The sequence below is a fragment of the Pseudomonas sp. LBUM1640 genome, assembly GCF_059716225.1.
Map to the genome: position 1 here is coordinate 1,188,144 of NZ_CP166816.1, position 26,112 is coordinate 1,214,255.

Annotated in this window: 26 protein-coding genes and 1 pseudogene; 15 read left to right on the plus strand and 12 right to left on the minus strand. The window is 62.1% G+C overall.

Features of this window, described 5'->3' with window-relative positions:
• Nucleotides 1-2 precede the first annotated feature (2 nt).
• The 8 genes from ACA065_RS05300 to ACA065_RS05335 all read right to left on the minus strand — a co-directional run bounded on the left by ACA065_RS05300 (nt 3) and on the right by ACA065_RS05335 (nt 7,723).
• Nucleotides 3-626 (minus strand): DUF1120 domain-containing protein, encoded by a 624-nt coding sequence (locus tag ACA065_RS05300; RefSeq protein WP_497693600.1) that lies wholly within the window; start codon nt 624-626, stop codon nt 3-5.
• Between the two features lie 9 nt (nt 627-635).
• Nucleotides 636-1,766 carry a DUF1120 domain-containing protein gene (locus ACA065_RS05305; RefSeq protein ID WP_497693601.1) on the minus strand — a complete coding sequence of 377 codons (1,131 nt, stop codon included), beginning with the start codon at nt 1,764-1,766 and terminating at the stop codon, nt 636-638.
• A gap of 11 nt (nt 1,767-1,777) precedes the next feature.
• Nucleotides 1,778-4,240 carry a fimbria/pilus outer membrane usher protein gene (locus tag ACA065_RS05310; protein WP_497693602.1) on the minus strand — a complete coding sequence of 821 codons (2,463 nt, stop codon included), beginning with the start codon at nt 4,238-4,240 and terminating at the stop codon, nt 1,778-1,780.
• A 61-nt stretch (nt 4,241-4,301) separates the two neighbouring features.
• Entirely contained in the window at nt 4,302-5,051 is a 750-nt protein-coding gene (locus ACA065_RS05315; protein WP_497693603.1) for a fimbria/pilus chaperone family protein, read from the minus strand.
• Between the two features lie 2 nt (nt 5,052-5,053).
• Nucleotides 5,054-5,683, minus strand: coding sequence for a DUF1120 domain-containing protein (locus tag ACA065_RS05320; protein ID WP_497693604.1), 630 nt, complete (start codon nt 5,681-5,683; stop codon nt 5,054-5,056).
• Nucleotides 5,684-5,770: 87 nt separating this feature from the next.
• Nucleotides 5,771-6,394 (minus strand): DUF1120 domain-containing protein, encoded by a 624-nt coding sequence (locus tag ACA065_RS05325; RefSeq protein WP_497693605.1) that lies wholly within the window; start codon nt 6,392-6,394, stop codon nt 5,771-5,773.
• A gap of 35 nt (nt 6,395-6,429) precedes the next feature.
• The gene (locus tag ACA065_RS05330; protein WP_497693606.1) at nt 6,430-7,053 is read right to left on the minus strand and encodes a DUF1120 domain-containing protein; all 624 of its coding nucleotides are present in this window, start codon (nt 7,051-7,053) and stop codon (nt 6,430-6,432) included.
• Nucleotides 7,054-7,093: 40 nt separating this feature from the next.
• Entirely contained in the window at nt 7,094-7,723 is a 630-nt protein-coding gene (locus ACA065_RS05335; protein WP_497693607.1) for a DUF1120 domain-containing protein, read from the minus strand.
• Between the two features lie 446 nt (nt 7,724-8,169).
• Between ACA065_RS05335 and ACA065_RS05340 the strand changes: the two genes are divergently transcribed.
• The 8 genes and pseudogenes from ACA065_RS05340 (at nt 8,170) to dacB (ending at nt 15,915) form a co-directional block, all read left to right on the plus strand.
• Nucleotides 8,170-8,973: a response regulator gene (locus tag ACA065_RS05340; RefSeq protein WP_497693608.1), complete on the plus strand. Its 804-nt coding sequence runs from the start codon at nt 8,170-8,172 to the stop codon at nt 8,971-8,973.
• 201 nt (nt 8,974-9,174) lie between these two features.
• Nucleotides 9,175-9,810 (plus strand): response regulator, encoded by a 636-nt coding sequence (locus ACA065_RS05345; RefSeq protein ID WP_497693609.1) that lies wholly within the window; start codon nt 9,175-9,177, stop codon nt 9,808-9,810.
• Between the two features lie 228 nt (nt 9,811-10,038).
• Nucleotides 10,039-10,677, plus strand: coding sequence for a DUF1120 domain-containing protein (locus ACA065_RS05350; RefSeq protein ID WP_497693610.1), 639 nt, complete (start codon nt 10,039-10,041; stop codon nt 10,675-10,677).
• 100 nt (nt 10,678-10,777) lie between these two features.
• Nucleotides 10,778-11,248 (plus strand): nuclear transport factor 2 family protein, encoded by a 471-nt coding sequence (locus tag ACA065_RS05355; RefSeq protein WP_497693611.1) that lies wholly within the window; start codon nt 10,778-10,780, stop codon nt 11,246-11,248.
• A 36-nt stretch (nt 11,249-11,284) separates the two neighbouring features.
• Nucleotides 11,285-11,560, plus strand: coding sequence for a GIY-YIG nuclease family protein (locus ACA065_RS05360; protein ID WP_025855645.1), 276 nt, complete (start codon nt 11,285-11,287; stop codon nt 11,558-11,560).
• 30 nt (nt 11,561-11,590) lie between these two features.
• A pseudogene (locus tag ACA065_RS05365) lies at nt 11,591-11,830 on the plus strand (glutathione S-transferase family protein); the annotation flags it as partial.
• Nucleotides 11,831-11,939: 109 nt separating this feature from the next.
• Nucleotides 11,940-14,360 (plus strand): TonB-dependent siderophore receptor, encoded by a 2,421-nt coding sequence (locus ACA065_RS05370; protein ID WP_497693612.1) that lies wholly within the window; start codon nt 11,940-11,942, stop codon nt 14,358-14,360.
• 103 nt (nt 14,361-14,463) lie between these two features.
• Complete coding sequence (gene dacB, locus ACA065_RS05375; RefSeq protein WP_497693613.1) at nt 14,464-15,915, plus strand: D-alanyl-D-alanine carboxypeptidase/D-alanyl-D-alanine endopeptidase; 1,452 nt, start codon at nt 14,464-14,466, stop codon at nt 15,913-15,915.
• Nucleotide 15,916: 1 nt separating this feature from the next.
• Here the strand turns inward: dacB and ACA065_RS05380 are convergent, their stop codons facing one another.
• A complete protein-coding gene (locus ACA065_RS05380) occupies nt 15,917-16,696 on the minus strand; it encodes an IclR family transcriptional regulator (protein ID WP_497693614.1) in 780 nt (259 codons plus the stop codon).
• A 120-nt stretch (nt 16,697-16,816) separates the two neighbouring features.
• Between ACA065_RS05380 and hmgA the strand changes: the two genes are divergently transcribed.
• From hmgA to ACA065_RS05400, 4 genes are all read left to right on the plus strand, one after another.
• Entirely contained in the window at nt 16,817-18,100 is a 1,284-nt protein-coding gene (gene hmgA / locus ACA065_RS05385; protein ID WP_497693615.1) for a homogentisate 1,2-dioxygenase, read from the plus strand.
• A gap of 3 nt (nt 18,101-18,103) precedes the next feature.
• A complete protein-coding gene (gene fahA, locus ACA065_RS05390) occupies nt 18,104-19,390 on the plus strand; it encodes a fumarylacetoacetase (protein ID WP_497693616.1) in 1,287 nt (428 codons plus the stop codon).
• A gap of 12 nt (nt 19,391-19,402) precedes the next feature.
• Nucleotides 19,403-20,047, plus strand: coding sequence for a maleylacetoacetate isomerase (gene maiA, locus ACA065_RS05395; protein WP_497693617.1), 645 nt, complete (start codon nt 19,403-19,405; stop codon nt 20,045-20,047).
• Between the two features lie 137 nt (nt 20,048-20,184).
• Nucleotides 20,185-21,555, plus strand: coding sequence for an MFS transporter (locus tag ACA065_RS05400; RefSeq protein ID WP_497693618.1), 1,371 nt, complete (start codon nt 20,185-20,187; stop codon nt 21,553-21,555).
• Nucleotides 21,556-21,625: 70 nt separating this feature from the next.
• On the opposite strand, the gene ACA065_RS05405 is transcribed toward ACA065_RS05400, so the two are convergent.
• Nucleotides 21,626-22,429, minus strand: a complete 804-nt coding sequence (locus ACA065_RS05405; RefSeq protein WP_497693619.1) for a SirB1 family protein — start codon at nt 22,427-22,429, stop codon at nt 21,626-21,628.
• 187 nt (nt 22,430-22,616) lie between these two features.
• Here ACA065_RS05405 and ACA065_RS05410 point away from each other — a divergent pair, with 187 nt between their 5' ends.
• Nucleotides 22,617-23,636 carry a Glu/Leu/Phe/Val dehydrogenase family protein gene (locus tag ACA065_RS05410; RefSeq protein ID WP_497693620.1) on the plus strand — a complete coding sequence of 340 codons (1,020 nt, stop codon included), beginning with the start codon at nt 22,617-22,619 and terminating at the stop codon, nt 23,634-23,636.
• Between the two features lie 54 nt (nt 23,637-23,690).
• Here the strand turns inward: ACA065_RS05410 and ACA065_RS05415 are convergent, their stop codons facing one another.
• Nucleotides 23,691-23,951, minus strand: coding sequence for a YebG family protein (locus ACA065_RS05415; RefSeq protein ID WP_010564043.1), 261 nt, complete (start codon nt 23,949-23,951; stop codon nt 23,691-23,693).
• Nucleotides 23,952-24,377: 426 nt separating this feature from the next.
• Between ACA065_RS05415 and ACA065_RS05420 the strand changes: the two genes are divergently transcribed.
• A complete protein-coding gene (locus ACA065_RS05420) occupies nt 24,378-24,623 on the plus strand; it encodes a DUF6124 family protein (protein ID WP_497693621.1) in 246 nt (81 codons plus the stop codon).
• Nucleotides 24,624-25,051: 428 nt separating this feature from the next.
• Nucleotides 25,052-25,540, plus strand: a complete 489-nt coding sequence (locus ACA065_RS05425; protein ID WP_497693622.1) for a phosphate-starvation-inducible protein PsiE — start codon at nt 25,052-25,054, stop codon at nt 25,538-25,540.
• On the opposite strand, the gene ACA065_RS05430 is transcribed toward ACA065_RS05425, so the two are convergent.
• The gene (locus tag ACA065_RS05430; RefSeq protein WP_242171503.1) at nt 25,537-25,851 is read right to left on the minus strand and encodes a DUF3509 domain-containing protein; all 315 of its coding nucleotides are present in this window, start codon (nt 25,849-25,851) and stop codon (nt 25,537-25,539) included. The two genes, ACA065_RS05425 and ACA065_RS05430, sit on opposite strands and share 4 nt — an antisense overlap.
• Nucleotides 25,852-26,112: the final 261 nt, after the last annotated feature.

Here is a 26,112-nt window from a genome sequence, read left to right on the forward strand (position 1 = left end):
TCCTATAAGTACGTCATGGTGAGGGTCACGGAACCGTCGATGGGCATTTCTTCTGCCAACGGCAGGGTGTTGGCAGGTGCGATGGTCGGCGTGATTTGCAGGTCGGCGTTCAATTGTTGTATCGGCGTCGGCGTCAGCCCCATCGGTACGGACGTAAACGAGCTGAGGAAAGCCTTCGACAGCAGGCTTGTCGGCGCCCAACCAGAGGCCGCGGTCGAGCCGAGGGGATACATACCCACGCCATCGGCCACGATCGAGTAGAGGTGCAAAGACAGGTAGCCGAGCTTGTTGTCGCCGCCGACGTACCCCAGGCCGAATCGACTCGGGATTTCCTCGTAACCGGACCCGAGGCGGTTATCCCTGGGCTCAATCGCCAGCAGGGTCGATGCCTCACAGGTGATCGCCAGCGCCAGGTTCTGCACCGCCAGCTTGGTGGGCTGATCGACATTCAGGTCGCTGGCGGAGATCTTGCCCAGGTCATACACACCCCCGTTGGACAGGCTGGGTTCGCAGGCACTGGGGGTGATCAACCCGGTGACGCTCAGGTCAACGGTGGAGGCTGCTTGGGCCGCAAAGCCTGTGACCAGGCAGGCAACGGTGGCCAGGGATATCAAAAACGGCTTCATCGTGCGCGCCTATAAATAGTGAATTTCGAGAGTGCCCGAGCCATCCAGATACACCTCACTGCTCAAGTCCAAGGAGCCCAAGGGCGCGATGACCGCTTCCAGGCTCAGCGTGGCGCTGAGGTTTTGAATGGCGCTGGGGCCGCTGGTACTGCCGGACGTAGCGCCAAAACCCAGGTAACGATTGGCGCCGACGGCAGCGGTGCCGGCGCTGGCGCTGCTCCAGGGCTGCTTGCCGGTGGCGGAGTAGGTTTGAAACACCTGCGCAAAGCTGTCGGCGGTGATGCGCGCCGGCTCGAACAACAGCCGATAGCGGCCGATTTTCTGCTGGCGCGCGTCCAGGCCCAGCCCATAGGTGCTTTGATCGACTGTACCGGTCGCCGAACCCTCGCGATTGTCTTGCATGCGCACCGCGAAGGCGGTCGGCCCATCGCAGGTCACACTGAGTGACAAGGCGCGTGGTGCCAGGGTCGTGTCCTTGTCCAGATTCAGGTCGCTGATTGACAGCTTGCCCAGCGCCACATGGCCGCCGTTGGACAGCGTGGGCGTGCACGCCGCCGGCGCGAAACGCGCTTGCAGGCGCACCTCCCGCGAGCGCCCGGCGGCGAGGGCGTCGAACAGCCCGGCGACGTCCCAGGTCACGGCATCGCGTACCCGTGCGGCGTCCTCTTTGGCCCAGGCGCTGGCATCGATCTGCAATGACAAGTTGCGCCCGCTCACTGCGACGCCTGCGCGCATTGGCACGATGCCGTGGTCCGGTCGCCACGCCAGTTGGGCGCTGACGGCGGCAGGCGGCTGGCCTTGGCCGGCAATCAAACCCAGCTCCACCGCCTGGCCGTCCAGCACCGCTTCGCTGACGCGCAGGCCGTAACTGCCGCGCTCGGTAAAACGAAAGCGTTCGGGCCCTGCGCCCAGCCCGCGATAAAACACGCTCATGTCGGTGGGCTGCGGGCAGTTCAGCGTCAGGCTGATACGCCGCTCGCCCAGCAAGCGTTCAGGCGCGGGAACCCGCGCCACGGCGCGGTTCATCAGGCCGAAATCCAACTGTGCCTGGCTGAGGTTGAGCTGGCACTCGTCGGCGGCCCAGGCCCCGCTGCTCAGCAGCGCAAAGCCCAAGGGATACAACCTGTGTTTCAGGCCCATGGTGAACGTCCTCATGGCTGGCGGCACTGGGCCGCTGCGGTTTCGAAATACACCTCGGGGTCGGCGTCGTTGGGCAGTGCAAAGTCCAGGCGGCAGCGTGGCTGCCCGGGTGCCTTGACCCACAGGGCGCGCGGCTCGAGTGCGTCGGGCAGGAACACTTGGCTGCCTTCCTGCACCAAGGTGATGAACTCACCGTCGGCGCTGCTCACGGTGGCGCCGCGTGGCAACGGCTGGCCGCTGTCGGTGGTCACGTTCAACAGCGCCCGACGGGTCAGGGCCACGCCGAAATGCACCTTGTCGACCGCACCGCGCCCGGCAGCTATCACGGCCAGGCCGTTGTGGATATCGGCATTGCGCGGCAGTGAGCGCGTCTGCACTTCCACCGGGCTGCGCCCATACGCGCTGAGTTGCGGCACCACCGCCTGGCCTTGCCAGTCGGTCCACACCGGGCCGCTTGGGGTGTTGACCTTGATCCCGGCCATCTCGCCCACCGACATCACGGCAAAGGTGTCGCGCACCGGATAGGGCGAGAAGGTCAGGCCGTCTTCATGCAACACCACGCCGCCACGGGCGCCGCCCTGATAACTTGAACGTTGGTCGTCGCTGCGGGTGTAGTTGAAATCCAGCTGGCTGTACCACGGCAGCGCCGACACGCCGAGCGACGACTCGACTTCGCGGTCGCGACTGTCGCGTTCAACACCCACCCGGTAGCTCAGTTGATCGTTGAGTTGTTCGCTCACGCCCACACCCAGGCGATGCTCACCCCCGGCGTTACGTACCCAGGCACGCCCGCGACGGGTTTCACCCAGCGGCACACTGAGGTTCAGGTAAATGCTGTCGTCATTCTGCTGGCGGCCACCCACTTGCCATTCGGCACTGGCCGACACCGACACCCGGCCAAAACTGGTGCCCCAGGACGCCAGCGCGCGGCTGCTGCTTTCACCGTTATACGACGCCGTGCGTGAGACGCCCGCACTGAACGCGCCCAGCGCCGGGTGCGCCCAGGACGCGGTCACGCTTTGCTGGTCGCGGTAGCGCGTACGCTGTTGCTCCTGGCTGTTGCCGACGTAGGTTGAATCCTCAAGGTCGCGGTAACCCTGGGAACGCCAGGAGCCTGCGGTGCTCACCGCCCAGCGCTCACTCAAACGCTGGGACCAGGAAAGGTCGGTCTGTACGCCGCGCTCTGTTCCCTCGCGGCGGGGAGTGGCTTGCGCCGCCTGCGCGGAGAACTGCAGTTGACTGTCTTGCCAAGGCAACCAGCCCAGGCTCGCCCCTGCCGCGCGATAGGCATCTGCCACCAGCCCGCCGCCGCTGAGACTGACTTGCGGGTGCACCGCGCCGCTCCAGCCGGCACTGATCACCCACGGCTCGCGGCCGCCGCTTTCACCGATCTGGCGCACGCGCCCGGCTGCCACTGAGTAGCCCGGCGCGGGCAGGCCCAGGCCGAGCATGGCGGCGGGCACAGTAAAGCGGCGTTCTTCGCCGGTGGTTTCCTTGACCGTGACTTCCACGTCGGAGCGGCTGTTCAAGCGGCGCACGTCGGTCAGGGCGAACGGCCCGGCGGGCACCACGGTTGAGTGGATCAACGCGCCGTTCTGACGGATTTCCACCTGGGCCGGGCTGTTGGCGATACCGGTGATGGTCGCGCCCTGGTTCTGGTCTTGCAGGGCGGTTTCGGTCAGCACCTGGGCGCCGGTAATCTGCGTACCCGCCAGCACCGGGTTGTAGAGGCTGATTTGCCCCGCCTGCAACACCGCCTGTTGTTCGGCGAAGGTGCGCTGGGCGTAGGCGTCCAAGTGGGTGGTGCGCGAGTTGCCGTCCTGCCAGGTCTTTACCTGCCGGCTGCGCACGATCCAGTCGCCGGCGTTGAAGCCGACTTCGGTGTTGGCCGAACCGAAGCGGCTGCGGTTGTCGCCAAATTCGTTATAGAGGCCGGTCAGGTCGTAGTTGAGCAGCAAGGCTTGGCCGCCGGTCTGGTAGCCGGAGATGTCCTGCTGGGCGGGACGCAGGGCATCGGTCGGCACCACCAGGCCCAGGCCCAGGCCTGCCGGGTCCTGCTCGATCACGGTTTGTGGGTAGCGTTCGATAAAGCGATGGCAGGTGGGTGCACCATCGTCATCGGGTACGGTCAGGTTGCCTGCATCGAGCAGGGCGCGGTTGAAACAGAGGCTGCCCTGGCGGTCGAAATCCACGTCCACACGGCCACGGCGCTGGCCGTTGATACTCAGGTTGACGGCATGCCGGCCCGCCGCGAAACGCGGGGCTTGCAGCAGCAGTTTGGCGAGTTCCGGGTCGATGCCGCGTCGGGACAGCGTCTGGGGGTCGAAGGCGCCGGCGATATCACTCGCCAGCACCGCCTCGCAGGGCAGTGCGCCGCCCAGGGTCAGCGCCAGGCTCGTCAGTATTGTGCGTGCGCGACGGGGTGAAATGCCGCGCACGGCGTTGCCGTCGCGGTCAGTCGTTGCTGTGCTCACAAGGTCGTACTCAAGTGTTGGGTGGCTTTGGCAAGCCACTCTTTTTTATAGGGCGTTCTTTTTATAGGGTGATCGGTGCTTCGTAAGGCGCCACGGCAAAGCCATACACCGTGGCCGGTTGCAGTTTCACGCGGTTGGCGCCGGTGTCGGTGCCAGTGCCTGTAACGGTCACGTTCAAGGTTTCACCCGGCAGCACATAGGTGCGTGGCAACAAGGCCGAACCGCTGCCGGGCAGCAGCCGCAGCTCCTGGGCCAGGCGCACCACGTAAGGGCTCGGGTTGTGCACGCTCAATTGGTCACGCTTCAAGCGCCATTCCAGCCCGGTCCAGGGCGTGCGGTTGGGCGCCAAGCCCTTGGGGTGCAGGATTACCGGCAGGTTTTGGCGCACGGTTACGCCCACTTGTGCATGCCCGGCCTGGGCTGCCGAGCGACCCTGGGGCATGCCTTCGAAGATCACTCGTTTCAAGCGTTGGGTGGTCAAAGGCTCTGGCGACTGCACAATGAAGCGGATCAGTTGGCTCTTGTTCGGTTCGACCCTGGCCAACGGCGGGGTCACAAACAGCAGTGTCGCCGTGTCTTCAGGAATGTCCTCAAGGGTGACGTGCAGCAGGGCCAGCTTATCGTCGGTGTTGGTCACGGTGACCGAGGCTTCGCCATCGGCCTCGTTGACGATCACCACCGAGGTGTCGGGCACCATGCCGTCGGCCAATACCAGCGCCGGGCTGCCGATTGCCAGCGCCAGTGCGCCGAGGTAGAGACCCGCGACGCGAGTGAAGATGAATACGCGGGTAAAAAAGGGCAGGGTGGTCATGGCTACAAATACCTCAGGTCAAGCACGATGGAGCCGTCCAGCGGCACCTCCTGCTTGAGCGTTAAATAGGCGGCGGCATTGATGGACGTATTGACTTGCAGGTTGGCGCTTACTTCACGGAGGCGCTCCGGCACCAGCGTGCCAGGGCGGGCGAACCCCATGTAGTTGTTCGGGAAGGCGTTGGATTCGGGGAACCAGGTCTCACCCTTGTTGCTGGAGGCCAGCACCAGTACGCGCTCCCCGTCGCCCATAGCATCGCGATAGGCCAGGGACACCGTGCCCAGCCGCTCGCTGGGTACATGGATATTGTGTCCCAGGCCATAGTAAAAACCCGGCCCAAGGGACGAGTCGGCGCGATTGTCCACGCCCACCAGTACAAACAGCACCGGGTGGTTGCAACTCACAGTCAGGTCCAGTGATTGCGTGGGCAAAGCGCTGTACTCGTACTGGTTGAGGCTGCTCGCCGGCACCCTGCCGTGGTCGATGATGCCGTTGGCAGACAACGTCGGGGTGCAGGCATTGGGGGTGATCAGGCCGGTGACGTTCAACTCGGTGCTGGACGCCGCCATTGCCAGCGGGCTGGCGCAGAGCAGGTAAAGCAGGGCAAGAAGGCGTGAAGAAATGTGCTTCATGGGGGAGGTTCACCGGTTGCCGGTTCATCGTTTGTGTACGTGACAACGGCAGGCGTGAAGGCCTGCCGTTGTTCAACTCGGATGTCGTTACAGGTAGCGCACGGTGAGGGTCACCGAGCCGTCGATGGCGACTTCATTGGTGAGGGTCAGCCCGCTGGTTTTGGCGATAAAGGGCAGGACGTTGAGGTCGGCAGTCCACAGTTGGACTGGGATCGGCGAATTGACGCCGGCCACGGCGGGGGCGATGAGGTTGTTGCGCATCAGGTTACGTTCGACACCCCACGTGACGCCATTGTCGTAGGAACCGATGGTGCCGACCGGCACGCTGTCGGCCACCGGGTTCAACAGTTTTAATTCCATGCCGCCGAGTTTTTCCGTGCCGTTGATCAGGCCCAGGCCGAACTCCAAGACGTCGTTGTTGGCGTCAGACCCTTCGCGGTTGTCCTTGGCCTCCATCGCTATCAGGGTGGCGGCGTCACAGGTGACGGCGAATTGCACGGTTTGGGGGGGCAGAAAGGTCTGCGCGTCAGGTTTCAGATCCTTGGCTGAGATCTTGCCGTAGTCCACGGCCCCGCCGTTAGACAGTGTTGGGGTGCAGGCACTTGGGGTAATCAGGCCCTTGACCGTCAGGTCGACGCTGGACGCGGCGAGTGCGTGGGCGCTGCCCAGCAGCAGCATGGCAGTGGCGAGGGTTTTGAAGGCGGTGTTCATGGTGTGGTTCCTGAGTGAGGAGACGGGAAAAGGGCTTACCAGTACTGGAGTTGCATCACGGCCAGGCCGTCGATCGGCACCTCGTCAAGCAAGCTCAGGTCGCTGGCGGGCACGATCGTGGTGAACGCCCGCAGTTGAGCGCTCAGGGTTTGCAGCGCCATCGGCGTGTTGGGGCCGCTCGACGGTGCGAACGAGGTCAAGGCGGTGTGGCCCAGGTAAGCCGAGGGCATCCAGGTGGCGCCGCCGTCGCGAGACAAGATCGCCTGCACCGGCACGCTGTCGGCCACCGGGTTGAACAGCCCGAACGCCACGTTGCCGAGTTTCTGGTCATCGTTGGCCATGCCCAGCCCATGGTGCGCCTGGTTGAGCGCTGCGCTGCCGGCGCGGTTGTCCAGGGTGGTCAGGGTGAAAAACGTCGGCCCCTCACACTGCACTTGCAAGCTCATTTCGCCGACTTGCAGGCTGGTGGGCTTGTCCGGGTCGAGGTCCCTGGCCGTCAGCTTGCCGTGGTCGACGACGCCGCCGTCGGACAAGGTCGGCGTGCAAGAGGACGGGGTAATGATCCCGGTGACGCTCAAATCAGTGTTACTCGCGGCGAATGCGCCTGGGGCGCAGGCAGCCAACAGCAGGGCAAGAGCGGCGGGCGTGGTTCTTTCCATGGGCACAGGTCCTTGTGGGCGATGCAATCAAGCGGGTCGGTTACAGGTAGCGCACTTCGTACGTGGCGGAGCCGAGGATGTGCACTTCGTTGGTCAGGTTCATCCCCGCTGTGGGGCCGATAATGGTTTGCACCGTGAGGTCGGTTGTCACGTTCTGGACCGGGGTGGGTGCCCAACTGCCTGTCGAGCGATCACCGAACGAAGCGCGGTAGGCCACAGGCATGATGTCGCCCGGATAGTTTTCCTTCCAACTGAGGCCGCCATCGCTGGACTCAAGCACGGAGATCGCTGCGCCGTCATCCATCGCGTTGGTGAACGCCAGGGTGTACGAGCCCAGTTTTTTGCCGTCGACCAGGCCCAGGCCATAGGTACTGAAAGGGTCAGGGGCATTGCCGCGGTTATCGATGCCCTGCAGTGCCAGCAGGGTCGGCGCTTCGCAGGCGATCGCCATTTGCAGGGTTTGGTCACCCAAGAGCGTGCCGGTGTCCGGCTTCAAATCCTTGGCCGCAATTTTCCCGTGGTCGACTACCCCGCCGCTTGAAAGGCTGGGCGTGCAGGCGCTGGGCGTAATCAGGCCCTGGACCGTCAGGTCTACGCTGCTGGCGGCAAAAACGGTCGAGGCACCCGTAAGCAACAGGGTGGTGGCTAACAGTGCGAAAGGAGTGTGCATTTCAGTGGTTCCAGTACGTTGAGTCACGCCGCAGCGACACACGCTGAGAGAAGGGGGCAAGGGTGCCAGGCGGCTTTTAAGGTTTTTCTGGACTGCTCGGGGAGCGGCGGACCGTCCCCGACAAGAGTGAGCAGTAATCTAGCGATGGGCCTCGGCCGGTGACATACAACTTTTACGACAATGGCGATGGCGGCGAAAAAGGCCTGCCGAATGTCGGAATAATTAACTGCAAGATGTAGGTAAATGGTCAGTTTCGTAGTTGTTGTATGGCCAGAGTGGCATCCGAAAAGATATTTTCCTTTTGCGATGGCCGTCATCTGAATACCTAGAACACGCTGCAGAGTGCTTTGCCGTTGACTGTCGCGTCAGCGCTCCCACCCCAGACAACGCTATGTTCCTGGCCCGCGGGCGCTGCATCACCGACACCATCAACGAGGTGAGCGAGAGTGCTCTCGAGCGATGTCTCATTGCAGCGCGTGCCGTTTCATTTCTCCCCACCCGATCACTGGCGGCACCTGGTCGTATTGGTCGCGGAGGACCATTCGGCCTATCGGGCGCTGTTGGGCTGGTTCCTGGAAAAACTCGGGCTTGGCCACGAAGTGGTGGGCGACGGAGGTGAAGGCTTGGCTGCCATCACGCGCCGCCATTTCGACCTGGTGATCAGCGATTGCCATATGCCGCGCATGGACGGGTATGCCCTGGCCCGCGCCATACGCCTGCACGAGCAGGCGAACGGGCATCGACGGGTGCCGATTATTGCCGTCACCGCCAACCTGCTGCCTGACGATCCCCAACGCTGCCGCGATGCCGGCATGGATGCCTGGCTGCTCAAGCCGCTGACGTTTGCGCAGCTGTGCGATGTGCTGGGGTGTTGGCTGCCTGGCCCACCGTGCGAGGTATCGCCGCCAACGCCCAGGGGCTCAACAGCCTGGCCGACGCGCGCGGGCATGGTCCAGACCTTCGGCAGCGATCAGGTGGTCAACCAGATGCTCGGCAGCCTGCTGCGCGAAGCTCGCACGGACTGCGCGGCCCTGGCCGATGCGCGCACTACGTTGAACGCCCAGCTTGCGTTGGAGCGGCTGCATCGCCTGCTGGGAAGCCTGGCGTTTTTAGGCTGCGACGACTTGGAGGCGCAGGGTGGCGCGCTGATTGAACAGGTGCGCATCCATGGCGTGCGGGCGAACCTGGGAAGGCTGGAGATGTTTGAGCATGACCTCAAACATTACTTCGCGTACGTGAGTACGTTATGAGGTTTCAGTTTGGCTTGTAGGAATTTGTTCTTTTGAGTTGTAGTTTTTGTATGTGGGCATTTTCCTTTTATTTTGTAAGTTTAATGGAGTGCACTACAAGGCACTGGGTTCGGCTGAAAAGTGCTTCTGCCTGGCGGTTGTTGAAGAGCGCTGGCGGAGGTATTTTGCCCGGAATCAAGTGGCCATCATCCGTGAGTATTTATGCTTCGAGTAATAATTGCCGACGATCACCCCATTGTCCGCATTGGGCAAAGGGTGGTGATTGAAGCGAGTGGCACGTGCAAAGTCGTCGGTGAAGCCAGTGGCCCCGATGAATTGCTGGTATTGCTGGGCACCACGCCCTGTGACGTGTTGGTAACCGATTTCGCCATGCCGGGTGGGCGTCAGGCTGATGGCTATTGTTTGCTGAGCCTGTTGCAGCGCCAATACCCCAAGATGCCGGTGATTCTGGTCACCATGTTTGCCAACATCGCGACCCTGCGTGCGTCTTTCGCCCATGGCGCGCAGGCCATCGTGGCCAAAAAAGCCTCGGCCAAGGAGCTGCCCCTGGCTATCAAGGCGGTGATCAAAGGCCAGACTTTCGCCAGCGAATGTTTACGCGAGCAGTTGCACGAAGCCGGTACGGGCGACCAATCGCAAGCCCCGCAGTTGTCCGGCAAGGAACGCGAAGTGGTGCGCATGCTGGCCAGCGGCATGACCGTCAGCCAGATTGCGGCACGGGTCAATCGCAGCATTTCGACCATCAGCAAACAGAAAAGCACGGCCATGAGCCGGCTGTGTATTTCAACCGATGTGGACTTGTTCGCGTATGCGCGCTCGGCGGGCATGGTGCCGTAGAAAGTTGTAGTTTTATGACGGTGTCTAATTAATAAGCGCATTGACGGGGATTCGTATTACTTGCATTCAGCTTGAACGAATTGTCCGCTAACTTGTCACCGTCCCTCGCCATTAGCGTGGGAGGGCCTAACACTCCTAGTCTATTAGTTGAGTCGAACTTACGGGTTGGCGGCGCGTATTTGCGCACCTGCCCAGCCTGCTAATAATCGACCGAAAGTGAGCATTGATATGCAACCGTCTCGTGTACTTATTACCGGCGCATTGTTGTTGGCCGGTGTTTCTAATGCAATAGCCGCCTCCAGCGTGGACCTCAGTGTTGTCGGCAAAATCACGCCGTCGGCGTGTACGCCCACTTTGTCCAATGGCGGGGTGGTAGACCATGGGAAAATCTCGGCACAGGACCTGAACCCTTGGGGCTTCACAGTGCTTCCCGAGGCCTCTGTGCAGTTGTCGATCACGTGCGACGGACCGACGGTGATGGCCATCAAGAGTACGGATAACCGCGCCGGCACCGCAGCGGACCAATATGGATCAGTGTCCTTTTTTGGCATGGGCCTGGCCAGTGGTGATAAAAAAATTGGCTGGTACTTACTGAAAATGACTGAAGTAAGCGCCGATGACATACCCGGTGCCTCGATTGAATCTGTGGCGGGTGATGTTTGGTTGGATGCCGTCAATTCGGTCTGGCAGCCAGGTTGGATGCGCACCGTCAAGGACCCAAGCAACGCGACCCCTACGCCCCTGGCATTCACGACGTACAAAACAGACGTAGTCGTCGCCGCAACCCTCGCGCAAAAGAAAGACCTGCCGGTTGCCGAAGAAATCCACATAGACGGCAGCGCCACCTTGGAGGTCATCTACCTCTAACCCCGCCGGGCATCACTCATTCCCGTGGCGAATAGCCATGGCTTTCCCCTGTGGCGCAGATTATCGTTCAGTACCTCTGACCACCGTGCGAAACCTGCCCATGAGTGATGCCCACAACGCCCTGATCACCGAGTTCTACCGTGCTTTTCAACGCCTGGACGCCGAAGCCATGGCCGCCTGCTATACCGATGACGTACTGTTCAGCGACCCGGCCTTCGGCGAACTGCGTGGTCGTGATGCGGGCGATATGTGGCGCATGCTCACCACCCGCGCCAAGGATTTTTCCCTGACCTTCGACCATGTGCGCAGCGATGAAACCACCGGCAGCGCGCATTGGGTGGCGACGTACCTGTTCAGCGCCACCGGCAACACGGTAGTCAACGATATCGGCGCGCGGTTTGTGTTTCGCGACGGCAAGATCTGCGAGCACCACGATCACTTCGACCTGTGGCGGTGGTCGCGCCAGGCGCTGGGCCTCAAAGGCCTGTTGCTGGGCTGGTCGCCTGCGCTGAAAAACGCCGTGCGCGCTCAGGCGCTCAAAGGCTTGAAGGCATTCCAGGCCGGTCGTTGATAAGATTGGCGCTCCTTTGGTTTGCCGACATGACTTGTGACTGATCTTCCTGAACCCAAACCCTGGTTCGTCTACCTGGTGCGCGCCGCCAATGGCTCGTTGTATTGCGGCATCAGCAATGATCCGGTGCGCCGCTTTGCCTCTCATCAAAGCGGCAAGGGCGCGCGGTTCTTTTTGTCCAGCCCGGCCGTGGCGTTGGTGTACACCGAGCAGTGCGCGAGCAAGGGTGAGGCGCTGCGCCAGGAGCGGCTGATCAAGAAGCTGAAGAAGAGCGCCAAGGAATGCCTGGCGGCGAGCGGTTCATTGATTTGACTGATGGCTTCCCATCTCGCCGGGACGCGAATTGAGATTGCGTGCAATGCCACGCCCGCGACCTTGCCGCAGGAAATCTTCGAAGACCCCAACGGCTTCAAGCCTGGCCAGCACGTGACGATCAGCGCGACCGACTATGGCGTTGATCCGGTCGCCGGTGAGTTGCTGTTCGCCGGGCGCGAAGAACTGATCCTGCGGCGTACCGATGAACGTGGCGGTATCGTGCAGGTGCATTTCCCACGCTTGGGTTTCCGCATTCAGGCGCAGTAAACAAAATTATTTTCAAAACAAGGTGAGGTAAATCTGCCGCCCATCCGTGTAGTGCTTGAAACTGCGATCAATTCGCATTAACAGCGTTTTCTACACGGGTTCTCACAGCATGAAATCGACGGCGGGCGGTTGGGTAAAACAGTGGCTGGGAGCCTCGGTATTGACGGTGTCGGGGTTGGCGTTGCTGCCCCTGGCCGTGGCGCAGGCGCAGGAGCAGCAAAGCGCCCAGTTCAACTTTGCCCTGGCAGCCAAGCCGCTGCCCCAGGCCCTGAGCGATTTCAGCCGGGTCACCGGCATCAGCGTGATCTACACCGATGAAGCGCCCTATGGCCTCAGCGCCCCGGCGGTCAGCGGGCAGATGAGCGCGACCCAGGCCCTGCAACGCCTGCTCGGCCACTCAGGCTTTACCTTCCGCCAGATCGACGCCCGCACCCTGGCCCTGGAACCCGTGCCCACCGACGGCGCGGTCAACCTCGGCGCCACCACCATCAGCGGTGCCGGCCAAGCCCAGGACAGCACCAGCTACCAGCCGCCGCCCACCAGCTCGGTGATGCGCTCCCATGGCTTGCTGCTGGAAATCCCGCAAACCGTCAACGTGGTGCCCGCTCAAGTGCTGCGCGACCAGACCCCGCGTAACCTGGACGATGCCCTCGCCAATATCAGCGGCATCACCCAGGCCAACACCTTGGCCAGTACCCAGGACGCGGTGATGCTGCGCGGTTTCGGCGATAACCGTAACGGCTCGATCATGCAAGACGGCATGCCGGTGGTGCAGGGGCGTGCGTTGAACGCCACCGCTGAGCGCGTTGAAGTGCTCAAAGGTCCGTCCTCGCTGTTGTACGGTATTCAGGACCCGGGCGGCGTGGTCAATATCGTCAGCAAAAAGCCGGAACTGACCCAATCAACCGCCCTGACCGCGCGCGGCTCGACCTTTGGCGACGGCAAGAACGGCAGTGGCGGCAGCCTCGACACTACTGGGCCGATTGGCGACAGCGGCCTGGCGTATCGCCTGATCGTTGACCATCAAGACGAAGACTACTGGCGCAATTTTGGCACCCACCGCGAGACGCTGGTGGCGCCGTCCCTGGCCTGGTACGGCGACACCACCAAAGTGGTCTTCGCCTATGAACACCGCGAGTTCCTCTCGCCGTTCGACCGTGGCACCGCCATCGACCCCAAGACCAACCACCCGCTGAATATCCCCACCACCCGTCGCCTGGATGAGCCGTTCAACAATATGGAAGGCCGCTCCGACCTGTACCGTCTGGAAGTCGACCACGATTTGAACGACGACTGGAAGGCGCATTTCGGCTACAGCTGGAACCGCGAGACCTACGACGCCAGCCAGGTGCGCACTGTTTCGGTTAACCCTAACGGCACCCTGACCCGCAGCATGGACGGCACGCGGGGCGCGCTGACCACCGATCGCTTCGCCACGATGAGCCTGGAAGGCAAGGTGAACCTCGGTGGTATGCAGCATGACCTGGTGTTCGGCCTGGACGATGAGTACCGCAAGATTTATCGCGCCGACCTGATTCGCCAGGCGCAACGCAGCGCCTTCAGCTACCTCGATCCGGTCTACGGCAAGGATGTGCAAGGCACCACCGTCAGTGCCAAGGACAGCGCCCAGACCGACCTGTTGCGCAGCGATTCACTGTTCTTCCAGGACGCCATTCACCTGACCGATCAGTGGATTCTGGTGGGCGGTGTGCGCTATCAGATGTACGACCAGTACGCCGGCAAGGGCGTGCCATTCACGGCCAACACCAATGGCAATGGCCAGGCGTGGGTGCCGCGTGCCGGCCTGGTGTACCGCTACACGGATGAGTTGTCGTTCTACGGCAGCTACACCGAGTCGTTCAAACCCAACTCCACCATCGCCGCCTTGGCCGATGGCAGCACCTTGACCGGCGACCTCACGCCTGAGGAGTCAAAATCCTGGGAACTGGGGGCCAAGCTCGACATCCCAGGGCGTATTACCGCCAGCGCGGCGTTGTTCAATATCGATAAGCGCAACGTGCTGGTGTCGGTGGGTTCCGGGGCGAACACCGTCTACAGCATTGCCGGCCAGGTGCGCTCGCGAGGCCTGGAATTGGACGCCACCGGCCAGTTGACCGACCAATGGAGCGTGATCGGCAGCTACGCCTACACCGATGCCTTAGACACCAAGGACAAAGACCCGACCCTTGAGGGCAACCGCCTGCAAAACGTGGCCAAGCACACCGGTTCGCTGTCGGCGGTCTACGACTTCGGCAATATTTTCGGTGGTGATCAACTGCGGGTTGGCGCCGGTGCCCGGTATGTCGGCGAGCGCGCAGGCGATGCCGCCAACGATTTCAACCTGCCCGGCTACACCGTCGCAGACGCGTTTGCCACCTATGACACCAAGATCGAAGGGCAGAAGGTCAAGTTTCAGGTCAATGTGAAAAACCTGTTCGACCGCACGTACTACACCTCGGCCGCGAGCCGGGTGTTTGTGTCGCTGGGCGATGCGCGGCAGGTGTCGGTGTCCAGTACTCTGCAGTTTTAACCTGGTTGGGGTGAGCGGCTTGCCACGACAAGCCCCGCTCGCCACAACGGCATTGAGCTGGTAGCGTTGCCGCCACTGAAGACTTTGCGGGAAAACGGTACAGATGCAGTTGGGCAGATGGATACACACCAGCGCAATGCTGGTCGGCTTGAGCGTTTTACTGGGCGGCTGCGCGAGTGTTTCGCAAACCTCCAACTCCCTTGATCAATTGCTGGCCGACCCGGCGCTGCACGGCGCCTCGGTGTCGCTGATGGTGCGTGACGCGCGCAGCGGCACCACGCTCTATCAGCACAACCCACGCACACGGCTGGTGCCGGCCTCCAACCTCAAGTTGCTGACCACCGCGGCGGCCATGGACGTGCTGGGGCCGCAATACCGCTTCGCCACGCAATTGCTGAGTAATGGCATACGCCAGGGCGATCGCCTGACCGGCAACCTGTACCTGCGTGGCCTGGGCGACCCGACCCTTCAATTCGCCGACTATCAGGCCCTGGCGGCGCAACTGGCCAGCCAGGGCGTGCGTCAGGTGCAGGGCGATCTGGTGTTTGACGACACTTGGTTTGACGCCGAGCGGCTGGGTGTCGACTGGTCCCATGATGATGAAACCACCTACTACGGCGCGCAAATTTCGGCGCTGACCGTGTCGCCCAATGCGGATTTTGATGCGGGCAGCGTGCTGGTTACGGCCAAGGCGCCGGTACGAGTCGGCCAGCCTGTGAGCGTCGAGGTTTTCCCGCCGACCGATTACCTGCAATTGAGCAACCGCGCCGTCAGTGGGCCGGGCAATACGTATGGGATCAACCGCCGTCATGGCACCAACTTGCTTCAGCTCAGTGGCGCTGTGGCGCCGGGCAGGCAGAGCCCGCAACTGGTCAGCGTCTGGGAACCGACGCAACTGGTGGCCAATTTGTTTGAACACGCACTCAAGCAGCAGGGCATCACGGTGCTCGGGCATCGGGTGATGGGCGCTGCAAGCCCGGCCGGCGTGACCGTGCTGGCCGAGCATCAATCGGCGCCGTTGCAGGAACTGATCACGCCGCTGCTCAAACTCTCCAATAACAACATGTCCGAAGCCTTGCTCAAAGCCATGGGCCGCAAGACCGCTAATAGCGGCACGGCGGCGGCGGGCGTGGCGGCGGTCAATGGGTTTCTCAAACGCCAGGGGCTGGACACGGCGACGCTCAAGCAGGTGGACGGTTCGGGCCTGTCGCGGCTCAACTTGGTGTCGTCGCAAACCCTCACCGACCTGCTGTTGGCCGCGAGCAAGCAGCCGTGGTTCAACGCCTGGTACACCGCGCTGCCGGTTGCCGGCAACACCGACCGCATGACCGGCGGCAGCCTGCGTTATCGCCTGCGCGGCACACCGGCTGAAAACAACCTGCACGCCAAGACCGGCTCCATGGGCGGCGTGTCATCGTTGAGCGGTTACATCACCGACGCCCACGGGCGCCGGTTGGTGTTCTCGATGATCAGCAACAACTACGTGGTGGCCGGCGCGCAGGTGAAGGCTGTGGAGAACCGCGTCGCGGTGGCCCTGTCACGCTGGGACGATTGATTCAGGGCTGATAGCCCATCCGCCAACTCACGGCCCGGGTCGCCGCCAGCAAACGCTGCGCCGCCGGGCCATCTTCATCGGCGTGGAACAGTGAGGTGGGGCCGACCACGGTCATTACCGCCGCCACCTGGCCGACCGCGTTGAACACCGGCGCCGACAACGCATCGACGCCGGGCATCAGCAAACCATGCACAAAGTGCAGGCCACGGCTGCGGATCTGTGCGCAGGCGCTGGCGTAGGCCTGGTCGTCAGCCAAGGCATGGGCGATCCCGGCCTGAATCTCACGCTCGCGCAACTCCACGGTTTCCCGCGACGGCAGGTAAGCGCTGAACACCAGCCCGGTGGAGGAGCTGAGCAGCGGCAGCACCGAACCCAATTGCGTGACCACCGTAATCGCGCGCACCGCAGGCTCGATGTGCACCACGGTCGCGCCCTGGTTGCCCCACACGGCTAAAAAGCAGGTTTCATTCAGGTCATCGCGCAGCTCCGCCAAAGGCAGGGCGCCGACTTTCAACACATCCATGCTGCCCAGCGCGGCCAACCCCACACGCAGTGCTTCGCGGCCCAGGCCGTAATGGTTAGTGGCGGTGTTCTGTTCGGCAAAGCCCGAGGCGATCAACGCCTGCAAATAGCGGTGGACCTTGCTCGCCGGCATCTGCACATGCTCGGCCAGGCGCGACAGCGAAGTGGCCGGGGACAGTTCGGCGAGGGCCTTGAGGATGTCGGTGCCCACTTCAGCCGAGCGGACTTTTTGTTTACCGGTGTCGCGGGGCTTTTCCATGGAAGGGCGAGAATCCGAGAGATGAATGGGCGTCTTTATAGCTTGACGGTCGATAGTGATCAAATTACGTTATGCGTAACTGGATTACGATAAAAACAACTTCCGCACAGAGGATGATCCATGCACCTCGAATACCTGTCGGGCTTGGGCAATGAATTCGCCAGCGAAGCCCTGCCCGGGGCACTGCCTGTTGGCCAGAACTCGCCGCAAAAAGCCCCTTACGGCCTGTACACCGAACTGTTCTCCGGCACGGCCTTCACCATGGTGCGCAGCGAAGCCCGGCGTACCTGGCTGTACCGCATTCAACCGTCAGCCAATCACCCGGCGTTCGTTAAGTTGGATCGGCAATTGGCAGGTGGCCCGTTGGGCGCGGTGACGCCGAATCGCTTGCGCTGGAACCCGTTGGATATTCCCGGCGAGCCGACGGACTTTATCGACGGGCTGGTGGGCATGGTCGCCAATTCTGGGTCGGAAAAACCGTCAGGCATCAGCATCTATAACTACCGCGCCAATCGCTCGATGGAGCGCGTGTTCTTCAACGCCGATGGCGAACTGTTGATCGTGCCCGAGCAGGGGCGCCTGCGCATCGCCACCGAACTGGGCGTGCTGGACGTCGAGCCGCTGGAAATCGTGGTGCTGCCGCGTGGCCTGAAATTTCGCGTCGAACTGCTGGATGCGCAAGCACGCGGTTACGTCGCGGAAAACCATGGCGCGCCGCTGCGCCTGCCGGACCTTGGCCCGATTGGCAGCAACGGCCTGGCCAACCCGCGTGACTTCCTCACGCCGGTCGCTCACTACGAAGACCTTAAAAAGCCTACGACGCTGGTGCAGAAATTCCTCGGCGAGCTGTGGGCCTGCGAGCTCGATCACTCACCGCTGAACGTGGTCGCCTGGCACGGTAATAACGTGCCGTACAAATACGATCTGCGCCGTTTCAACACCATCGGCACGGTGAGTTTTGATCACCCGGACCCGTCGATCTTTACCGTATTGACCTCGCCCACCAGCGTGCACGGGCTGGCCAACCTCGACTTCGTGATCTTCCCGCCGCGCTGGATGGTGGCCGAGAACACGTTCCGGCCGCCGTGGTTCCACCGCAACCTGATGAACGAATACATGGGCCTGATCCAGGGAGCCTACGACGCCAAGGCCGAAGGCTTCCTGCCCGGTGGCGCGTCGCTGCACAGCTGCATGAGCGCCCACGGCCCGGACGGCGAGACCTGCACCAAGGCCATCAACGTCGAGTTGGCGCCGCACAAGATCGATAACACCATGGCCTTCATGTTCGAGACCAGCCAAGTGCTGCGCCCGACGCAGTTCGCCCTGGAATGCCCGCAACTGCAACCTTCTTACGACGCGTGCTGGGCCTCGCTGCCTGCCACCTTCAACCCGAACCGGAGATAACCGATGACTCAACCAACGCTAACCCGCAGCTGGGTGGACTCCGCTAACGGTCACCGTGATTTCCCCTTGCAGAACTTGCCGTTGGGCGTGTTCAGCATCAACGGTTCGGCGCCGCGCAGCGGCGTGGCAATTGGCGACGCGATCCTCGACCTGCACGCCGCACTGGATGAGTTTGAGGGTGAAGCCCGCCGCGCCGTTGAAGCGACTGCTGGCGGCCAGTTGAATGGGTTTTTCGAACTTGGCCGTGGCCCGCGTGTAGCCCTGCGCGAGCGCCTGCTGGAGTTGCTCGCCGAAGGCAGCAAGCTGCAAACCCGCGAGGCGCAAGTGCTGCACCTTGCCGCGAATTGCCAGATGCACTTGCCGGCAAAAATCAGTGACTACACCGACTTTTACGTCGGCATCGAACACGCGCAGAACGTCGGCAAACTGTTCCGTCCCGACAACCCCCTGCTGCCGAACTACAAGTACGTGCCGATTGGTTATCACGGCCGCGCCTCGACCATTCGTCCGTCGGGCACTGAGGTGCGCCGCCCTAAAGGCCAGACCCTGCCCGCCGGCCAGACCGAGCCAAGCTTCGGCCCCTGCGCGCGCCTGGATTACGAATTGGAGCTGGGCATCTGGATCGGCCAGGGCAATGCCATGGGGGACTCGATTGCGATTGGCGACGCCGCCGAACACATCGCCGGTTTTTGCCTGCTTAACGACTGGTCGGCGCGGGATATCCAGGCCTGGGAATACCAGCCGCTGGGCCCGTTCCTGTCGAAAAGCTTCATCACCAGCGTCTCACCATGGGTGGTGACGGCCGAAGCGCTGGAGCCGTTCCGCAAAGCCCAACCGGCACGCCCCGAAGGTGACCCGCAGCCGCTGCCGTACCTGCTCGACAAGCGTGACCAGGCGGCAGGCGGCTTTGATATCGAACTGGAGGTGCTGCTGACCACCGCCGCGATGCGCGAGCAAAACCTGCCGGCCCATCGCCTGACCTTGAGCAACACCCAGCACATGTACTGGACCGTGGCGCAAATGGTTGCCCACCACAGCGTCAACGGTTGCCAGTTGCAGGCCGGTGACTTGTTCGGTTCGGGCACCTTGTCCGGGCCGCAGCCGGGGCAGTTCGGCAGCCTGCTGGAAATTACTGAAGGCGGCAAAAAGCCGATTGAACTGGCCTCCGGCGAGGTACGTAAGTTCCTCGAAGACGGCGACGAAATCATCCTGCGCGCCCGTTGCAGCCGCGACGGGTTTGCCTCCATCGGCTTCGGCGAATGCCGTGGCACTGTGGTCGCGGCGCGCTAAGAGGGCAGGGCGATGGAACTCTATACTTACTACCGCTCTACTTCGTCGTACCGGGTGCGTATCGCCCTGGCGCTCAAGGGCCTGGACTTCACCGCGCTGCCGGTCAACCTGCTGGTGCCGCCGGGCGGCGCCAATCGCCAGCCCGAATACCTGGCGATTAACCCACAAGGCCGTGTGCCGGCCATGCGCACCGATGACGGCGACCTGTTGATCCAGTCGCCGGCGATCATCGAATACCTGGAAGAACGTTATCCACAGGCGCCGCTGCTCTCCAAGGACCTGGCGACCCGTGCCCATGAGCGTGCGGTGGCGTCGATCATCGGCTGCGATATCCACCCGCTGCACAACTCCAGCACCCAGAACCTGCTGCGCAAGTGGGGGCACGATGAGGCGCACGTGCTCGAATGGATCGGGCATTGGATCAGCCAGGGCTTGGGCACGGTGGAGCAACTGATTGGCGATACCGGCTTTTGTTTTGGCGAGCGGCCGGGGATGGCGGATGCGTTTCTGATTCCGCAGCTGTACGCGGCGGAGCGCTTCAAGGTGCCGTTGGTCGCGTACCCGCGTATTGGCCGCGTGGCGGCGCTGGCGGCGCAGCATCCGGCGTTTGTGCAGGCGCATCCGGCTAACCAACCGGATACCCCAGACACACCCTAAATCATTGTGGGAGCGGGCTTGCTCGCGAATGCGTCGGATCAGTCGACACATTTGTCGCTGACACAACGCCTTCGCGAGCAAGCCCGCTCCCACATTTTGGTCGGCGTCATCCTTATAAAAATAACAGGTACCTTGCGATGCACAATCAGCTTGCCAGCTTTCGCGCGGCACTCGACGCCCGTCCGGTGTCGCGCTATCAGTGGTTGATTCTCCTGTTGCTGGCGCTGCTGCTGGTGACCGACGGCTACGATGCCCAGGTGCTGGGCTACGTGGTGCCGGCATTGGCCAAGGATTGGGGCCTGGAGAAAGCCGCGTTCGGGCCCGTGTTCAGTGCCAACCTGCTCGGCCTGACGCTGGGCTCATTGCTGGTGACGCCGCTGGCCGACCGGTTTGGCGTGCGGCGTATCCTGCTCGGTTGCGTGCTGATCTACGCCAGTCTCACGGTGCTGATGGTGTTCGCCAATTCCCTGACCACCCTGATGGCGGCGCGGTTTATCTGCGGCATCGGCATGGGCGGTGCGATGCCGAGTGCCATGGCGTTGATGTCGGACTATTCGCCCCCGCGGATGCGCACCTTGATGGTGACGCTGGCCGCCTGTGGCTTTTCGTTTGGCGGCGCAGCCGGTGGTTTTGTCGCCGCCGGGTTTATCGAAGGCTACGGCTGGCAGGCGGTGTTCCTGGCGGGCGGCGTGACGCCGTTGCTGTTGTTTCCTTTTTTGGTGTGGCTGTTGCCCGAGTCTCTGCCGCGTTTGCTGCGTGATGCACCGCCGTATGTGCGGCTGCAAAAGGTCGCGGCGCGCATGCTGCCGGGTTGGCAACCGCCGCTGGCCAGCGACGCCCAAAACCGTCAGGCACAAGGCAGCAAACTCACGGTGCTGGAACTGTTCCGTAACGGCTACGCGCGCCCGACCGTGCTGATTTGGTCGACCTTTTTCGTCAGCCTGATCCTGCTGTATTTCATGATCAGCTGGCTGCCGTCGCTGTTGCTGGAAAGCGGCCTGCAATTGAAGCAAGCCAACCTGGTGACCTCGATGTTCCTGTTTGCTGGCACCTTGGGCGCCATTGGTATGGCCTGGTTCGCCGACCGCCTGAAAAGCAAAGTGCGACTGCTCTCCGGCGTGCTGGCAGCGGCGGCGCTGTGTACCATTTTGCTCGGCCTGAACCACGACAACCCGCGCTATCTGGTGGCCTGTGTGTTCGCGGCCGGGTTCTGCATCATCGGTGGGCAACTGACCCTCAATGCCTTCGCCAGTAATTTCTACCCAGCACACGTGCGTGCCACGGGGACGGGCTGGGCACTCGGTGTGGGGCGGTTCGGTTCAATTCTGGGGCCGCTGTTTGGCAGCATGTTGCTGGCGATGCATATTCCGGTGGAGCAGATTTTCTTCTTCTGCGCGATTCCGGCGGTGATAGCCGCGTTGTTGATCATTCAGGTGCGCTCGCCAGTACCGAGTGCGCCGACGATCCCGCGGCACAGCGATATTCTCAAAGCGCCGACCCATCACTGATTCAACGCCTGATGCGGTTTATGTGGCGAGCCCGCTCGCCACAACAGACCATGCGCCCGAAATAATCAGCTCAGTGCACCACTGAATTGGGCGGCAGGTGCCCCAGCCGCTCGGTCAGGCGCAGACGCTGGATCGGGTCCTCACTCAGCAACAACGCGTGCTCCAAGTCAAAGCGCTCGGCACTCGGGCAGTCCAGGCGCTGGTACAGGCTGGCACGTGCCAGGTAGTCGGCGGCGCTGGCATTGCCCAGCTCCAGCACGCGTTCAGCATCGATCAAGGCGGCCAACGGGTTGTCGTTGGCGAGGTGCAGTTGGCGCAGGTTGCGTGACAGCCGTTGCAGGATCGAACGCGGTTCGGCAGTGAGCAGGTGGTCGGCCTGTAACTTGAGATTCGGCCCGTACTGACGGTGCAACAACTCGCGGCAGTCATTGGGGTACAGACGCCGTCCGCCGCACGGGTCCAGCAAGTGATCGGCGCCGGGCACGCGTAGCAGGAAATGCCCCGGAAAGTTGACGCCGACCATGGGGATATTCAGGCGCCGCGCCATCTCCATCGCGATCAGCCCCATCGCCAAGGGCTGCCCGCGTTTGCGCTGCAGCACCTTGTCCAGCAGGGCGGCGGCGGGCCGCAGTGGGGTGAAGTCATCCTGGGCGAACCCCAGGTTATTCATGCGCCGCAGCAGCGGCTGGCCGAGCTCATCGGCGGGCAACATGGGCATGCCCACACTGACCTGTTGTTGCAGTAACGCGAGATCTTGCAGGATCAGCAACGGCTGCACGGCCGGATCGTGCTCGGCAGCAATCCACAGCGCGGCTTCAAACAGCGCAGGGGGTGAACGGTCCAGGCAGGCGAAAAAGGCTGTGCGGGGATTCATTGCGTTCTCCGGCAGATGCCCCCGTTTTAGCCTTGCTGTGAATTTTCGTCCAGTGACTTAAGAAATATCCCGTTTGCTTATGTCGTACGGCCTACGAAATAGCTCGGCTTATTCCAGTGTATTTCGGCAGATTTCAACCACAAGCCTATACTTGTGCCTCTACCAGAAGTGATTCGGGAGCTTGACGATGTTTGCGCTCATGCACAGCACCCGCCTTGAATCGCTGCACCTGAGCGTCGACCCGGTGACCGGGCTGAAGGCGGTCATAGCCATCCATAACAGCCGCCTGGGCCCCGCGTTGGGCGGCTGTCGTTATCTCTCCTACCCCGACGATGAAAGTGCCGTGGCCGATGCCGCGCGGCTGGCCCAAGGCATGAGCTACAAAGCTGCCCTGGCCGGCTTGCCGGTAGGGGGCGGCACGGCAGTGATCATCCGCCCGGTGCACGTGGAAAGCCGCGCGGCGCTGTTCGAAGCGTTCGGGCGCTGCATCGAAAAGCTCGACGGCCGCTTTATCACCTCAATCGACAGCGGCACCTCGGTGGCCGACATGGATTGCATCGCCCAGCACACCCGCTTCGTCACCAGCACCACCGCCGCTGGCGACCCGGCGCCGCATGCCGCCATGGGTGTGTTCACCGGCATCCGCGCCGCCGCCATGGCGCGCCTGGGCAGTGACAACCTCGAGGGCTTGCGCGTAGCCGTCCAGGGCCTGGGCAACGTCGGTTACGCCCTGGCCGAACAACTGCACGCCGCCGGCGCCGAACTGCTGGTCAGCGACATTGACCACGGCAAAGTGCAACTGGCCATGGAGCAGCTGGGCGCACACCCCATCGCCAACGATGCCTTGCTCAGCACGCCGTGCGACATCCTCGCGCCTTGCGGCGTCGGCGCGGTGTTCAACCGGCTCAGCGTCGGCCAATTGCGCTGCGCCGCCGTGGCTGGGTCCGCCAGCGCGCAACTGACCAACCTGGAGATTGCCGACCAGTTGGAAGGGCGCGGCATTCTCTACGCCCCGGACTACGTGATCAACTCCGGTGGCCTGATCTACGTCGCGCTCAAACACGGTGGGGCCGAGCTGCCGGGCATCACCGCGCACCTGTCGAACATCGGCACACGCCTGACGGAAATTTTCGCCCACGCCCAAGCCGAAAAACGCTCACCCGCACGGGTGGCGGATGAGCTTGCCGAACGCCTGCTCTACCCATAACCCAGGCATTAAAAAGGCCCTGAACCATTGATTCAGGGCCTGTTCAATTCGGGCTTATTCCGCTGGCGGGTTCAGCAACTCGGACAGTGCGTCCGGTTGGCTCTTGAACGCCTTGGCAAATACATCGCGGTTCTTCGCCATGTAAATCCCGGCTTCCTCCACCTGCTGCTCGCTCAGGGACGGCACGGCTTTTTGCAACACTTCTGCCAGCAACTCAGCGAGTTCAAGCATCTTGTCATGACGGTCAGCTTCGGCTTTATCCATGAACAAACGCTCCAGATCTCGGCTGCTGCGGTATACCACTTCGACGGCCATTCACCACCTCACATGCCTTCACGATAGTTGTCTTTTGCGACTACTGTATTTATATACAGCTAAAAGGGTAAGCCAAACCACGGGGTTTGGGTAGCAGTTTTTTAATGTAGTCCGTAAATACAGGTTTGCTACAACGGAAATTTCTGACAACTTGCCGGGGTTGCGCTGGAATTGTCCGGTGGCTTACCTTCCACCGGCGCTGCACATGCAGCGAGCGGGCTTGGCGGCCTGCTACGAAAGGTGCAACAACGCTCTAATAGGATTTCAGACGCTAACTCCGTTTGCATTCTTATGTCATGGCGGGTTGCACAGGGACCCTTCGGGGTGCCGGGTTCCTTTCGTACCGGTCCGCCAACCTTGTGCAATCCGTCACCCAAACTGCTTGGCGGCAGATGGTGATGGTTTCCCTACGAGAGGAGTTGTGCCATGAAAAAGATCACCCCCAATCCCCCGTCTACTGATTCGACGCTGTTCAGCGTTACTCCTGATTCTGATACAGAAACCTTGCTCGCCAATGCCAGCGAAACCCTAAGCAGCGCCCGTGAGATGGCCAATAAGCTGGCATTCGACCTTGAAGGCCCGCAGCGAAGCTTGGTCTTGGCGATTCATCAACTAGTGGAAATGGGCGGCTTGTTGGTCGACCGGGCCCTGGAGCAAATCGCACCCGCCTGAGGCCTCAACCGATCGTTCCCACGCTCCGCGTGGTAACGCCGCCTGGGGCGCTCTGCGCCCCGCTGCCCACGCAAACCTCAAGGGGGACGCGGAGCGTCGCGGGATGCATTCCCACGCAGAGCGTGGGAACGATCAAACACCGACCTGAGGCTGGCTAAGCATCTGTGGCGAGCGAGCTTGCTCGCGTTGGGCTGCGAAGCAGCCCCAATTCAGGCGAAGATATTCTTTCAGGTAAAACCCGTCGGCAGGATTTGGGGGCGCTACGCGCCCCAGCGGGAGCAAGCTCCCTCGCCACAGGTTATGCGCCTGCCTTGTGCCTCATATCACGCCGCCATCATCTTATACCTGCCTCTGGCCTTTTTTCTGCATGCAGAACCGTCACGTCCACCCCGCATTATCCGGTCGAGTCGACCTAAGGAAGCAACATCGTGAAAATCAACTGGGCCGAAAAGCTGCGCCAGAATGTCCATGGGCTGGCTGAGTCGCTGGGCAACCTGTTTGTCGAGACGTTCCACTACCTGGCGCTGTTCGCCATTGGTGCGGTGACCGCCTGGGCGGCGGTGATGGAGTTTCTGGGGATGCTGGAGACCGGGCACATCAAGATCGATGACATCTTGCTGCTGTTCATCTACCTGGAATTGGGCGCCATGGTCGGGATTTATTTCAAGACCAACCACATGCCGGTGCGGTTCCTGATCTACGTGGCGATCACCGCGTTGACGCGCCTGCTGATCTCCAACGTGTCCCACCACAACCCACCGGACATCGGCATCATTTACCTGTGCGGCGGCATTCTGCTGCTGGCGTTTGCGATTCTGGTGGTGCGCTACGCCTCGTCGGCGTTCCCTTCGGTGAAAGTCGAAGGCCCGCGTCGCAAAGGCGAGGCGAGCCTGGAAACCGAGAAGGGCGAGCTTTAAAGCCCGACGCTGAAGGGCAGGGTGCGGGCGGGCGGGCGCTGCAGGAGCTTGTGGTCGCCGTCCGTCATCACCGCCAGGATCTCCATGGCGCTGTGGCCCTGTTCGATAGCGATGCCGAACTGAATGCTTTGCACCAGCCGTTTGAGCCGTTGCGGGTCGTTGCGTTGTTCGGCGCTGATCATGCGTTTGGCAACCACGCCCTCCTCATTCGAGAGGGTGAGCATGATGCTGCCATCCAGCCGTTGGATACTCAGGTTGACACGGTATTTGGGGGTGAAGGTGTCAGTGATGATCTGAAAAGGATTGTCCATGGTGCGTTACCGCCTGATAAGAACATGCAGTCATTGACGACCGGTGTCGGGTTTAGTTCGCATTGCCTGACCACCGGCCACGCCGTCGCTGAGGTTTCACAAAGTCCGTTTGCCTCATAGGCTGTACAGCAAGGGCCGTGCCGTACAGCGCCCCATAGCCAGTGAAATCTCAATGTGGGAGCGGGCTTGCTCGCGAATGCGGTCCTCCAGCCAAGTATCTATTGGCTGATACACCGCATTCGCGAGCAAGCCCGCTCCCAC

Coding starts and splice junctions, on each gene's coding strand:
- ACA065_RS05315 (WP_497693603.1), bottom strand. CDS start 5,051: ATGACCACCCTGCCCTTTTTTACCCGCGTATTCATCTTCACTCGCGTC.
- ACA065_RS05410 (WP_497693620.1), top strand. CDS start 22,617: ATGTTTGCGCTCATGCACAGCACCCGCCTTGAATCGCTGCACCTGAGC.
- ACA065_RS05345 (WP_497693609.1), top strand. CDS start 9,175: ATGCTTCGAGTAATAATTGCCGACGATCACCCCATTGTCCGCATTGGG.
- ACA065_RS05350 (WP_497693610.1), top strand. CDS start 10,039: ATGCAACCGTCTCGTGTACTTATTACCGGCGCATTGTTGTTGGCCGGT.
- ACA065_RS05430 (WP_242171503.1), bottom strand. CDS start 25,851: ATGGACAATCCTTTTCAGATCATCACTGACACCTTCACCCCCAAATAC.
- ACA065_RS05330 (WP_497693606.1), bottom strand. CDS start 7,053: ATGGAAAGAACCACGCCCGCCGCTCTTGCCCTGCTGTTGGCTGCCTGC.
- maiA (WP_497693617.1), top strand. CDS start 19,403: ATGGAACTCTATACTTACTACCGCTCTACTTCGTCGTACCGGGTGCGT.
- ACA065_RS05380 (WP_497693614.1), bottom strand. CDS start 16,696: ATGGAAAAGCCCCGCGACACCGGTAAACAAAAAGTCCGCTCGGCTGAA.
- hmgA (WP_497693615.1), top strand. CDS start 16,817: ATGCACCTCGAATACCTGTCGGGCTTGGGCAATGAATTCGCCAGCGAA.
- ACA065_RS05370 (WP_497693612.1), top strand. CDS start 11,940: ATGAAATCGACGGCGGGCGGTTGGGTAAAACAGTGGCTGGGAGCCTCG.
- ACA065_RS05305 (WP_497693601.1), bottom strand. CDS start 1,766: ATGGGCCTGAAACACAGGTTGTATCCCTTGGGCTTTGCGCTGCTGAGC.
- fahA (WP_497693616.1), top strand. CDS start 18,104: ATGACTCAACCAACGCTAACCCGCAGCTGGGTGGACTCCGCTAACGGT.
- ACA065_RS05415 (WP_010564043.1), bottom strand. CDS start 23,951: ATGGCCGTCGAAGTGGTATACCGCAGCAGCCGAGATCTGGAGCGTTTG.
- dacB (WP_497693613.1), top strand. CDS start 14,464: ATGCAGTTGGGCAGATGGATACACACCAGCGCAATGCTGGTCGGCTTG.
- ACA065_RS05320 (WP_497693604.1), bottom strand. CDS start 5,683: ATGAAGCACATTTCTTCACGCCTTCTTGCCCTGCTTTACCTGCTCTGC.
- ACA065_RS05325 (WP_497693605.1), bottom strand. CDS start 6,394: ATGAACACCGCCTTCAAAACCCTCGCCACTGCCATGCTGCTGCTGGGC.
- ACA065_RS05400 (WP_497693618.1), top strand. CDS start 20,185: ATGCACAATCAGCTTGCCAGCTTTCGCGCGGCACTCGACGCCCGTCCG.
- ACA065_RS05355 (WP_497693611.1), top strand. CDS start 10,778: ATGAGTGATGCCCACAACGCCCTGATCACCGAGTTCTACCGTGCTTTT.
- ACA065_RS05420 (WP_497693621.1), top strand. CDS start 24,378: ATGAAAAAGATCACCCCCAATCCCCCGTCTACTGATTCGACGCTGTTC.
- ACA065_RS05300 (WP_497693600.1), bottom strand. CDS start 626: ATGAAGCCGTTTTTGATATCCCTGGCCACCGTTGCCTGCCTGGTCACA.
- ACA065_RS05335 (WP_497693607.1), bottom strand. CDS start 7,723: ATGCACACTCCTTTCGCACTGTTAGCCACCACCCTGTTGCTTACGGGT.
- ACA065_RS05405 (WP_497693619.1), bottom strand. CDS start 22,429: ATGAATCCCCGCACAGCCTTTTTCGCCTGCCTGGACCGTTCACCCCCT.